The organism is Bartonella sp. AP88XZML (assembly GCF_042195565.1).
Lineage (GTDB): Bacteria > Pseudomonadota > Alphaproteobacteria > Rhizobiales > Rhizobiaceae > Bartonella.
Genome location: NZ_JBHIOQ010000026.1, coordinates 1 through 12,163 on the forward strand (window position 1 = coordinate 1; position 12,163 = coordinate 12,163).

At 36.4% G+C, this 12,163-nt stretch carries 6 protein-coding genes and 3 pseudogenes; 7 read left to right on the forward strand and 2 right to left on the reverse strand.

The window, feature by feature from the left end:
- The 6 genes and pseudogenes from ACFIK2_RS02030 to ACFIK2_RS02055 all read left to right on the forward strand — a co-directional run.
- A pseudogene (locus ACFIK2_RS02030) lies at positions 1-292 on the forward strand (ABC transporter substrate-binding protein); the annotation flags it as partial.
- Positions 293-650: 358 nt separating this feature from the next.
- On the forward strand, positions 651-2,267 hold the full coding sequence (locus ACFIK2_RS02035) for an ABC transporter substrate-binding protein (RefSeq protein ID WP_375634945.1): 1,617 nt from the start codon (positions 651-653) through the stop codon (positions 2,265-2,267).
- A 109-nt stretch (positions 2,268-2,376) separates the two neighbouring features.
- On the forward strand, positions 2,377-3,450 hold the full coding sequence (locus ACFIK2_RS02040) for an ABC transporter permease (protein ID WP_375613823.1): 1,074 nt from the start codon (positions 2,377-2,379) through the stop codon (positions 3,448-3,450).
- 2 nt (positions 3,451-3,452) lie between these two features.
- Entirely contained in the window at positions 3,453-4,382 is a 930-nt protein-coding gene (locus ACFIK2_RS02045) for an ABC transporter permease (protein WP_273790732.1), read from the forward strand.
- Positions 4,375-5,259 (forward strand): ABC transporter ATP-binding protein, encoded by an 885-nt coding sequence (locus ACFIK2_RS02050; RefSeq protein WP_375633125.1) that lies wholly within the window; start codon positions 4,375-4,377, stop codon positions 5,257-5,259. The genes ACFIK2_RS02045 and ACFIK2_RS02050 overlap by 8 nt, the downstream gene beginning before the upstream one ends.
- Complete coding sequence (locus tag ACFIK2_RS02055) at positions 5,246-6,028, forward strand: ABC transporter ATP-binding protein (protein ID WP_273790734.1); 783 nt, start codon at positions 5,246-5,248, stop codon at positions 6,026-6,028. Before ACFIK2_RS02050 ends, ACFIK2_RS02055 begins: the two co-directional genes overlap by 14 nt.
- Before the next feature lie 550 nt (positions 6,029-6,578).
- Here the strand turns inward: ACFIK2_RS02055 and ACFIK2_RS10130 are convergent.
- Both ACFIK2_RS10130 and ACFIK2_RS02070 read right to left on the reverse strand, forming a co-directional pair.
- A pseudogene (locus ACFIK2_RS10130) lies at positions 6,579-8,491 on the reverse strand (autotransporter outer membrane beta-barrel domain-containing protein); the annotation flags it as partial.
- Between the two features lie 1,301 nt (positions 8,492-9,792).
- Positions 9,793-11,217 carry a hypothetical protein gene (locus ACFIK2_RS02070; protein WP_375676854.1) on the reverse strand — a complete coding sequence of 475 codons (1,425 nt, stop codon included), beginning with the start codon at positions 11,215-11,217 and terminating at the stop codon, positions 9,793-9,795.
- A gap of 737 nt (positions 11,218-11,954) precedes the next feature.
- Here ACFIK2_RS02070 and ACFIK2_RS02075 point away from each other — a divergent pair.
- Positions 11,955-12,163: pseudogene (locus tag ACFIK2_RS02075) on the forward strand (hypothetical protein); the annotation flags it as partial.

Below are 12,163 nucleotides of genomic sequence, written 5' to 3' on the forward strand. Positions count from 1 at the left end.
ACGTCTTGTTTATAATCCGGATAATCGGTTTGAGGCAAAAAACACAGCCTATCCTAGTTGGCAGCATGGGTATTTTGATGCTAAGATGAATCAAAAAGTTGAAGAAGCGTTGTTTCAAAAAGATCCGCAAAAACGAGCGCAACTCTATGCTGATTTACAACGTGAATTAATGCAAAAAGGACCTTATGCGTTTATCTTTCAACAATATAGCGTTATCGCGATGACACCTGATGTCAAAAAGTGGGTTTGGAATAGTGCGCCACAAATTTTTTATAGTAAAATTGAAAAATAAGTGTGTCTTTTTAGTGTTATCAAAGCTAAAAAGAGCTTAATTATAATTGCATGATGAAAATATTCTCCCATATAAAGCTCTTCAGTTTTTTAAGGATGAAACTGTGAGGGATGTTTGTGTAGTAGTATATAATTAAGATCGTTTATAGGGAGCGATGAATATAGAAAGTTATATTGGGGAGGATCTTTGTTTATGGTTATAGATTCTCTGCATCCCGAATATAGACTGATGTATAAGAAAATTATTTTATAGATGCTTAGTTTGATTAAATGAAATTGATGTCTAATGCTATGCTATTTAAGCAAAATCACAATCACTTTGTGTGAAAAGGTAGAAGAATACAAAAGGAAGAGATAAAATGGGAAAACAAAGAATATTGAAAAAAATTTCTATTTTATTAAGCTCAACCGTTTTTTTTAATGGGGCTGTAACATCGGCATTCAGTGCCTCATCTAAAGATATATTGGTAATGGCATGGAATATTGATTCAATTAGTAGTTTTGATCCAGCGCAAACTGTTGAGGTTGTGACGAGTGAGTTATTGACGAATATTTGCAGCGCGTTAGTGCAATATGATGAACATGATCCTACAAAAATTCGCCCTGCTATGGCAAAATCTTGGGACGTTTTAGACAATGGCAAAAGAATAGTCTTTCATCTTCGTGATGATTTAAAGTTTAATGATGGAAGGATGGCTACAGCGCAAGATCTGGTATGGTCGATGCAACGGATTATTAAATTAGGATTAAGCTATGCTCAATCTTTAATGGATTATGGGTTTACCAAAAACAATATTGAAACAAATATTCAGGCTCTTGATGATAAGACTTTACAATTAAAATTAGATAAACCCTATCCTATTCAGCTCATATTGACTGTTATTGGACAATCTTATGCTTCTGCTTTGCTTGATCGGAAAACAATTGAAGCACAGAGTATTAACGGTGATATGGGGAATAAATATTTAGCAACACATACAGCTTGTGTTGGACCTTATAAATTGGTGAGCTGGTCTCCAGGAGATAAAGTTGTGTTAGAGGCGACACAACATTATTGGGGCGAAGTGCCTAAAATTAAGCAGATTGTTGTGCAGCATGTAGCGGATTCATCAAGTCAAAGACTTCTTTTGGAAAAAGGTGATGTGGATATAGTGCGTGATCTTTCTTCAGAGGATATTTTAGATCTTGAAAAAAAGGGAGGACCAGTCAAAATTAGTCGTGTTTTGCGTCCGCAGATTATTTACTTATCGTTAAATAATAAGAATGCAATTTTTGCGAATGAAAAGGTCAGATTGGCACTTCGTTATTTGGTTGATTATGAAGGTCTTGGAAAAACTGTTTTGAAAGGGATTGCTATTCCACGGGCAACTTATATGTCTTTAGGTGTTCCAGGTGCTTTAGATGAAAAAGAAGGTTTGCCTTTTCAGTTGGATTTGAAAAAAGCAAAACAACTGATTACTGAAGCTGGTTATCCTAATGGGTTTAAAGCTAATCTTTTAGTTGGAAGCCTTAGTTATATGTCGTCTGTTGCACAGTCTATTCAAGCCAATGCACGCAAAATTGGTGTTGAGCTTACAATTGAAAAAATGGCACAAAATCAATTGTTGAGCCGTGTACGTGGTGGAAATTATGATACTGCTATTATGGGGTGGGGGAGTGCCGATCCTGATGGACATCCTGCTTCATTAAATCACGTGTTTAACCCTGATCCAACATTTACAAAAAAGCACAATATGTATTTAGCTTGGCGCGCTGGGTATTATGATGAAAATATTAATAACATGGTGATGGATGCTTTGTTTGAGAAAGACCCCAATAAGCGTATTATGCAATATCGTACTTTACAGCATTATGTGCTAGAGCATGGTCCTATGGTTTATTTATTTCAGACATATTATACCGTTGGTATGGGACCTGATGTCAAAAAATGGATTTGGAACAGTTATAGACTTTATTACAATGAAGCAGAAAAATAAAAAGAAGCATGTTATAGAAAATGATTGTAGAACATGCTTAATAAGAGATTGTTTTGTTATATAAAAAGTATTTGCTTTATGTTTTGTCGCTACAGAGGGGATTTTTATAATGGTTTTGCCACTTTCAGAGACTGAAAGAGCTGTATCAGAAAAGCAGAAAAAATTATTTTTATGGGATTTTTTATGCAAAGGATTGAAACTTCTTATTTCAGTTTTTATCACATTGCTTGGGTTGGTGACGATCACTTTTTTTCTTGGTCATCTTCTTCCTCTAGATCCGGTTCTGTCTATTCTTGGTGATAATATTAGTCAGGAAGCTTATGATGCAATGTATTATAAGCTGGGTCTTGATAAGCCGTTGATTGTCCAATATTGGAAGTATCTTCATAATGTATTTTTGTTTGACTTTGGAGATGCTTTAACTTCTGGGCGACCTGTTCTAGCCGATATTATGCGTGTATTTCCTGCAACATTAGAGCTTGCAACCGTTGCTATTGTTATTGGCACAAGTCTTGGAATTCCATTTGGTGTTTTTGCAGCAATGTATCGCGATTCATTTATTGATTATGTTGTCCGTGTTTTTACACTTGTAAGTTATTCTACTCCAACATTTTGGCTCGGATTAATGGCGTTGTTAATATTTTACGCCAAACTTGGCTGGGTTGGTGGCCCAGGACGACTTGATTTTCTTTATGAATATTCTTTTGAACCAAAAACAGGATTTTTCCTTTGGGATACTGCAAGCCAAGGACAATGGGAGGCTTTTGGTAATGTTTTTAGTCACGTTATTATGCCTGCTTTGATCTTGGCTTTCGGTGCTATGGCTTATATTAGCCGTATGACTCGTGGGTTTATGATTGAGCAGCTTAATCAGGAATATATCATTACTGCACGTGTAAAGGGATTATCGTGGGCGCGAACCGTTTGGGGGCATGCCTTTCGAAATGCTGCTGTTCAAATTATTACCGTTGTTGCACTTTCTTATGCTTTTTTATTAGAAGGGGCTGTTTTAACGGAGACAGTTTTTGCTTGGCCTGGTTTTGGACATTACTTGACAAATGCTCTTTTAGCCGGAGATATGAATGCAGTTGTAGGATGTACTTTACTTGTAGGGTTTATCTTTGTCGCCATTAATTTATTTTCTGATTTGCTTTATCGCATTTTTGATCCAAGGACACGTTGAATATGACAGTAAGTAATCATCATAAATCGCAATCATCATCTTCTTTGGGTAGTTGGTTAAACGATCCTGTTCCAAACTCCATAATTCAAGCGAACATACAAAGAATTTATCACGCACTGGCTAAGTTTTTTCATAACTTTTCGGCTGTATTCGGTCTGCTTATTATTTGTATTATTATCATATGTGCATTTTTTGCTCCTTGGATTGCTACGCATGATTTTCTTAGCAATGATCTAGGGCATCGGTTGCAGCCACCCTCTATGGCGCATTATTTTGGAACAGATGAATTGGGACGTGATATTTTTAGTCGCCTTGTTTTTGGTTCCCGTATTACTCTTTATGTTGTTTTTCTTACAACAGTTATTGTAGGTCCAATAGGGCTTATTGTTGGAACTGTATCTGGTTATATGGGCGGATGGGTTGATACTGTGCTCATGCGCATTGTCGATATTTTTCTTGCTTTTCCAGGTTTGATTTTAGCTCTTGCATTTTCAGCCGCATTGGGACCAGGGATTGAAAATGCTTCTATTGCAATTTCAATTGCAGCATGGCCACCAATTGCACGTTTAGCACGTGCTGAGACTTTGACAATACGTTCTTCTGATTATGTTTCTGTAGTTCGCCTGCAAGGGGCCTCTGCTTGGCGAATTATTTTGTTTCATGTTGCGCCCATGTGTATTCCTTCAGTGATTGTACGATTAACTTTGGATATGTCTGGAATTATTTTAACGGCTGCTGGTCTTGGTTTTTTAGGGTTGGGAGCTCAACTTCCAAGTCCTGAATGGGGTGCGATGCTTTCTTCAGGGCGGGAATTTATGATGACAAATTGGTGGTTGGCGGCAATACCAGGCTGTGCAATATTATTTGCAAGTCTTGCTTTCAACCTTTTAGGTGATGGTCTTCGTGATGTATTGGATCCACGCAATGGGTAATAAATTATTAGAAGTAGAAGATTTACGTATTTCTTTTCTTACAACGCGCGGCATGTCAGAAGTTGTGCGTGGCGTTAGTTTTTCTGTTGGAAAAGAAAAAATTGGAATTGTTGGTGAATCCGGATCTGGAAAATCGATGACTGGGCGCGCAATACTAAGGTTGAGTCCAAAAGCAGCCATTGTTAAAGCTAAAAAAATGCGCTTTGAGGATGTTGATTTATTGGCCGCAAGTGAACCTCAGATGCGAAAAATCCGTGGGAAACGTATTTCAATGATTTTACAGGACCCCAAATATTCACTTAATCCATTAATACGGATTGGGGAACAGATTATGGAGGCTTACCGTATTCATTATTGTGTTTCAAAAGCTGAAGCGAGGGAGCGCACCATATCTATGTTAGAATCTGTTCATATTCGTGATCCTGAACATGTGATGCGTCTCTTTCCTCATGAAATATCTGGGGGGATGGGGCAGCGCGTGATGATTGCAATGATGCTCATTCCAAAACCTGATTTAATTATTGCCGATGAGCCAACATCTGCACTTGATATTACGGTCAGACGACAAGTTTTATCTGTATTAGATGAACTTGTGACAAAATCTGGAACGGGACTTATTTTCATTAGTCATGATTTAAATATGATTGCTGATTTTTGTGATCGTATTTTGGTGATGTATGCGGGCCGTGTGTTAGAAGAGTTGCCTGCTTCTGATTTGTCTCACGCTTGTCATCCTTATACAAAGGCGTTGCTCGCGAGTTTGCCACGGCTTGATAATCCAGTTGATATTTTGGCTGTTCCTGAGCGTGATCCTGATTGGTTGTATAATCCTACGATTGTTAATGGTGTTGAGGAGGTTCCTCATGACAAATTGTGAGAATATTATTGATGTTTCTAATTTATCTGTAACTTTTGGTCATAGGCATAAGGCAGTAACAGTTGTTAAAAATGTTAATTTTCATATTAAGCGTGGTGAAGCTTATGGTTTGATTGGTGAATCCGGATGTGGAAAGTCAACTATTTTGAATACATTGGTGGGGCTTATTCCAGATTATAGTGGAAAGTTTCTTTTTGCTGGACAAGAAGTTGAAAAGAAAAGAAGTAAGGATTTTTTACGCTGTATTCAAATGGTTTTTCAAGATCCTTATGCTTCGCTGCATCCAAGAAAAATGGTCCATACGGTTCTTTCTGAATCGCTCAAAATCCATGGAATGGATAATCAAAGAGAGCGGGTGGAGGATGCTTTAGATTCCGTTGGTTTAGATTCTTCATTTCTTTATCGTTATCCTCATGAGTTGTCTGGAGGGCAGCGTCAGCGTATTGCTCTTGCACGTGCTTTAATTATTGAGCCAGAGGTGTTGTTGCTTGATGAGCCAACATCTGCATTGGATGTGTCGGTACAGGCTGAAATTTTAAACTTGTTGAAATCATTGCGCGTGAGAAAAAAGCTTACTTATTTAATGGTATCCCATGATCTTGCTGTTGTTGCACATATTTGTGAACGTGTTGGAATTATGCATAAAGGGATTATTCTTGAAGAGCTTAGCAATGATGAATTGCGTAATTTACATGCGCAACACGATTATACAAAGGAGTTTTTTGAAGCAAGTATAGAGCCTATTGTCCATAGAGAGCAAAGAGCATGATCAATTTTACAGAAGAGAAAATGCAATTTTATTTGTTTTGAAGTTTCTGGAGATGTTTGGCGGCATTGTTAAGAGGGAAGGGGATAATAGGATTTTTTCAGTATGAATTTTCTGGGCAGTGTTTGAGCTGTAATATTTTAAATCCTATTAGAACTTCCATTTTGAAATATATGAGTGACTTATAACATACATCCCTTTGTTTGATATTATTGCATTATTTTTTACTTATCATTTTATGTTCAAAAGTGTTATTTTACCATTTTAAGCATTAAATTCGTGAGAAATAACAAAAGATAGTAATGTTGTATTTTCTAGAAAAGCTTCTCATTATTTTACAATATCATTTTGTTTTTGGTTGTTCTCTTTTTTACAATTTTATTCTTTATAAAAAGAATTTTTTGTAAAAAACATCCAATGGTCAATGAATGTCTTCAAATATTTCGCTGTTCTCTATTTAAAAAAGCGCTTAAAAACAGCTTATAATAAACCAAAAAGGCAGCAATATGCTGCCTTTTTGTTAAATTGAATAGGCTATTTTTACAGTTTTGATTTAAAACTGATAGAGTATTCCTCCTGAAAAGCTTGCACCACTTATACCAGTTTTTTGAAGCTTTTGTTGATAGCTGACATCACCATGAAGGGAGAGGTTAGCGGACAATTATGCACTAATACCAAGCCCACCTTCAACGGAACTTCCCGAGGGGTCACATTTATAATACTTATCAATATGGAATGTCTGATCATCACCAAAGGTTTTGATTAAGTTTACTTTTCCATAGAAAGACATAGGACGGCTGTTTTCAGTGGCAATGGTTTTTGTCAAACGTCCACCAACACGGGATTATCCATTGAGAAGGATTTTGCATCTCAATGGTCAGATTATCAGCATCTTTAATGGTATCAAACATCAAATGTTGATAGGCAAGCTGTGCCTGCGGTTCGAATGTTACGGCTTGAATACCCGTTGCAAATTGTTTGTCAACAGTGGTGGAGATACTCAACATTTTGGCGTTTTTCAATTTTGCAGTTTTACCAATGAGAGCATTGGTGATCTTTCTCTTTAGGAAGCCATAGGATAACAGCGTATCAAGATAGAAACCACTGTCATGTTGTATGGTTCCATAGGTTGTGAGTGACCATTTATCCACAATACTCTTACTGTATCTTGCATATTCTTTGGAGTGCAAAGAGAGTTGTCCATAGGTTTCTATAAGGCCAAAATGTGTTGTAGATATTTTTCCCTTCTAGCGCGACAAAGTTAACAACTCCTTGTAGAGCAGCATAACGAAGATGAGCACTGCTATAACTATATCTACTAGAAGTACTACTTATCAAAAAATAAGCTTCCTGTTTCTCCATAGGCGTATAAGAAAAAGCCATTCCGTTTGTCTTATTCTTTCCTTAAGACAGATGTCGCATATTGGCTAACAGTTGCACTTTGCTTATCCATATCGGTCAATCCAGCATACAAGAGAGCACATGGCATGATAAAATAGCTTGTATTTATGGCACGATGGTTTTTACTTTTGAGTCGCTATCAAGCAGTACTGGTTGTAAGCGAAAATCCCAGAAATTTTTATTTTCTCCTAAAAGGTTTTGTTCAGCATTTGTTTTACTGTGGTTTGATTTTGGTCCATAAGCTTTCAGTATATATTTATAAGGTGAACCACTTATTGTGATATAGTCCTGTGCAAGTTTGAAAGAGTCTTGATTTACTTTCCCAGAAACTTGAATGAGTGAAAGACCATGTGCACTGGTAAGAGCAGAAGCATCTGCTTTAATATTGTTCTTTTCTAAATGTCCAGTGATATAAACCAGTGTAGTCCCTGAAACATCACCGTGAATCAGAAGATGGTCAGCTTTTTGTTTGTTTATGGCAGCACTATCACTCCATTCGACGTTGAAATGAATTTCTGCTTTTCCTGTAGCATTGTAGACTTTTTTAGTATTTGGTCTGCCAGATCCTATGTGCAACGTGTGATAATGATCTTCAGTTGGCTCTTCAAAAACAATAGAGCTGTTATTGATGTTAAGGACAGAAATATCAGAACGTGCTCTTTGAGCAATATCAAGCAGTTTTTTGTTCTGGCTTTTTTTATTTGTGCTTGTTTTCAATATCCATTTCGTATTGTTTTGCAAATCAAAGACTGTTTTGAATTTTTTTTCAGTGCTCACTTTGCCGTCTAAGATGGAGTGATCGGCGTTTAATGTAAAAGTGAAATCATTTTTTTTCGTTGAAGCTTCGGTTACTAATAAAATATTGGCACGGATTTCTGAATTTTTGAGATTGGCTTTACCAATTGATTCGTTTGCATTAATTCCAGTACCGTTTTTAATATGAAGTTTTGCATTGGTTAAATTGATTTCTGATGTTTTATTGTTCTTAGATTTTTCAAATGCTATACCTCTATCTTCTGCTGTGGCAGAAACATTTGTTACATCAATATGTCCATTGTTATTTACAACAAATGCACTATTTTCGGCAATTATCGTCCCTCCACTCATTTTGATTGTGCTGCCATTTTCTGAATAAAGTCCGATCTCAGCATTTTTAATCGTTGTATGGCTATATAATTCAACTAAACTGCCAACATCTTGGCTTTCCGCACCGAATCCATTACTATCTGCTGTTATTAGAGTAACATTCGTGGCTTTAATATGTCCACCGTTTCCGGCAAATAATGCAGTAGTTTTACCTTGTACTGTTCCTTCCGTTATGGTGATGGTGGATTTTGAGTCTTTTGCATAGAGCCCACTGTCATCAGATGATGTAATTTGAGCATTGTCAGTTAAAGTAATAGTGCTGCCGTTTATGGCAGATACTGCTGCACCTTTTGCGTTAAATGATCCTCCAGAAACTGTTATTTGAGAACCATTATCTGAAATTATGCTATTGATTGCTTGCGGAACGGTTACATTTTCTAAAGTAATGGCACTTCTTCTTGCGATTATTGCATTGATTAGTAGTGCATTATCCTTACGATTTAATATCGTTACATCTTTCAGTTTGTTATTGCTCTTGTTTTTTAATAAGTGAACGCCTGCTTCGGAAGCAGTAATGGTTCCTCCGATCATTTTGATTGTGCTATCGTTTTGCGCATCAATTCCGATTTTAACGTCACTGATCGTTGTATTTCCAAGCAATTCAATCACACTGTTAGAGCCAGAGGCTGCTGCACCAGCAGCTACACCACTGCCATTATTAGTTGCTTTTAAAGCAACATTTGTAACCGTAATATGGCCACCTATGTCTGCTTCTAAGGCTGTATATTTTCCTGTCACGTTTCCTGTTGTCATTGTAATTGTGGATTTTGAGTCTTGTGCATAGAGGCCTGCTTCATCATATGACGTAATTTGAGCATTGTCCGTTAAGGTGATACTGCTACCGTTTTGAGCACATATTGTTGCATAGCTTGAATCAAATGATCCTCCAGAGATTGTTATGTTAGAACGATTATTTGCAATTACGCTGTTGCCTGTTTGAGTCACTTTTACATTTTTTAAAGTGAGACCACTTTCTTTCTCTAGAAGAATTCCTTTGCCTGAATTTCTATCTTTACCGGTTGATATTATTACATTTTCTAGTTTACTTTCGGTGCTCTTACTATTCACGAAGCCAACACCAGTTTTAGAAGTTGTAATAGTCCCCCCAATCATTTTAATTACGTCACCGTTACTTGCCACAAGCCCAACACCAGCATTCTTAATCGTTGTATTGCCATATAATTCAATCATACTATTAGCGCTATTGACTCCTGCGCCTATTATAGGAACATCAGTGACCTGGCCCCATGTTCATTTGTTGTTAGAGCAACATCCGTGACCTTAATATGTCCACCGTTTTCTGCGACCAACGCTAATTCTCCGGTTACTGTTCCTCCCGTCATTGTGATGGTAGAATGTAAACCATTTGTGTAGAGTCCTTTGCTATTCGATGATGTTGATGTAACTTGAACGTTATCTTTTTTACTACTAGTTAAAGTAATGTTACTGCCGTTTCCAGCGTATGCTCCTACGATTTTCCCCTCAAATGATCCTCCAGAAACCGTTACTTTAGAATGATTATTTGCAGCTATACCACTTTTTGCCTGCGTAACTGTTACGTTTTTTAAAGTGACGTTACTTTCCTTGTCGGCACCTATTCCTGTGATTTTAGGCTCTTTATCGTTACTGCTCGATATTTTCACATTTTCTAGCTTGTTTCCATCGCTCTTACTATTATAGAAATCAGCACCGATTGCAGAAGCTGTAATGGTCCCTCCGATCATTTTAATCATTCCACTATTTTGTGCATGAAGACCGATTACAGCATTCTTAATTGTTGTATTTCCATGCAATTCAATCATGCTGTTCGGACCGCCGGCGACAACTGTTCCGATTTTATCATTCGTCGCTGTTAACGCAACATCCGTGACCTTGATATGTCCACCGTTTTCTGCAACCAACGCCATTTTTTCTGTGATTACGCTTCCTCCCATCATTTCGATTGTGGTTTCTGAATCTGTTGCATGGAGTCCAGTGCCATGAGATGATGTAGCTTGAACATTATTGGTTAGAGTTACGCGACTGCCATTGTAAGCAGATATTGCTGCTTTTGTGGCATCAAATGATCCTCCCAATATCGTGATTTCAGATTTATTATTTGCAGTAACGCTATTCATTGCCTTAGTCACTTTTACATTTTCTAAAGTGACTTCACTGTCTTTGTCTGCAAATATTGCAAAAGTTAGTGGAGCTTTGCCTTTGCCACTTGATATTATTATATCTTTTAGCTTGTTTTCAGCATTCTTACTGTTCAAGAATTTAGCGCCAGTGTTGGAAACTGTAATAGTTCCCCCGGTCATTTTCAGTGTAGCACCATCTTTTGCTTCAAGACCGAAAAAAATGCTAGAACCAGTTCCTTTAATGGTTGTACCATCCAGTAATTCAATCGCAGTGTTAGAACCTTCAGCTGTTGTAGCGTGCGCATTTGTGCCTATGTTGGTGTTTGTTTTTTTGTTTCCGATTATCGTCAAATGCTTGCCGATAATTTGACCACCTTTTTTTGCGTGAATAATTTCGTAGGTTTCGTTGGAAACTTCTTTTTTACTTTCTGAAATTTCAAGATTTTTAGCTTGTGCATTAAGATTGATAGCAGAAAGTACAACTGCCACAATTGCAGTGCAGGATAGAAGAAAATTTTTAGGCATCAGTCTACTCCTTTTAAAGCCCCCAACATTCATTTTCCCGCTAACTTCATAAGCAGAAGTGAAAATAGATATTGCTTTTTTTGTCAAAATTAAAGTTGTATTTATGTTTAATTATGTAATATTAAATTTATTTCATAATGTATTTTTATCTAATTATATTTTAAAAATAAGTTTTTTATTAGTGATATATATTATTTTATATCAATATTTATTTATTTTAATATTTATTGATGTATAATTAAAGAAATATAGTTATATAAAATAAATAAAAAAATATAATATAAATAAGAATAGTAGTGTTTTTAATATTGTACATTTTCAAAAAAATGAAAGATTTTATAGTTTTAAAGTTAATAAATAATAAATATTTCTGTGTGTAATTTACTTTATATTGAGTAGAAAAAGGTGAAATTAGAGTGGATATGTGATAATTGATTGTTCTTACCTACATTATGTATCGAATGAGTTTTTGACAGCAAAAATGAGAGAAGGCTTTAATAGAGCGTTGAGGGTTCTTTGAGTGCTCAGTGTCTTCTTTGAACAAATAAAATATAAAAATATGTAGAATCCGCTGATAAGCCACAATTTCCGAAAGGCTACATACTATACAAAACTCCGTTGGATGTAGTTTGACATTAGGTTTTGTACTAAGTGGGAAGAGGTGAGATTAGTTAGAAATACGTGATAATTTATTGTTTTTATGGTTATTTTTTACCATTAAATGCGCGTTTTGTAAAATGGCATGGGGCAAGGACCATCCCGTTTTAACAAGCGCCATTATCAAAACCATTGCCGCCCTGATGGCTTTTAACATTGTTCTACGTGTGTTGCGCTTTACCATGACTGGCGCACACGTCTTGGTTTATTTTGGTGCTGAACCCACCACCATCACCAAATGGAAAAACATCATTGCTGCTGCTTTTGATCTCTCTCAAACTTGGCAAAA

Coding starts and splice junctions, on each gene's coding strand:
- ACFIK2_RS02035 (WP_375634945.1), top strand. CDS start 651: ATGGGAAAACAAAGAATATTGAAAAAAATTTCTATTTTATTAAGCTCA.
- ACFIK2_RS02040 (WP_375613823.1), top strand. CDS start 2,377: ATGGTTTTGCCACTTTCAGAGACTGAAAGAGCTGTATCAGAAAAGCAG.
- ACFIK2_RS02045 (WP_273790732.1), top strand. CDS start 3,453: ATGACAGTAAGTAATCATCATAAATCGCAATCATCATCTTCTTTGGGT.
- ACFIK2_RS02050 (WP_375633125.1), top strand. CDS start 4,375: ATGGGTAATAAATTATTAGAAGTAGAAGATTTACGTATTTCTTTTCTT.
- ACFIK2_RS02055 (WP_273790734.1), top strand. CDS start 5,246: ATGACAAATTGTGAGAATATTATTGATGTTTCTAATTTATCTGTAACT.
- ACFIK2_RS02070 (WP_375676854.1), bottom strand. CDS start 11,217: ATGCCTAAAAATTTTCTTCTATCCTGCACTGCAATTGTGGCAGTTGTA.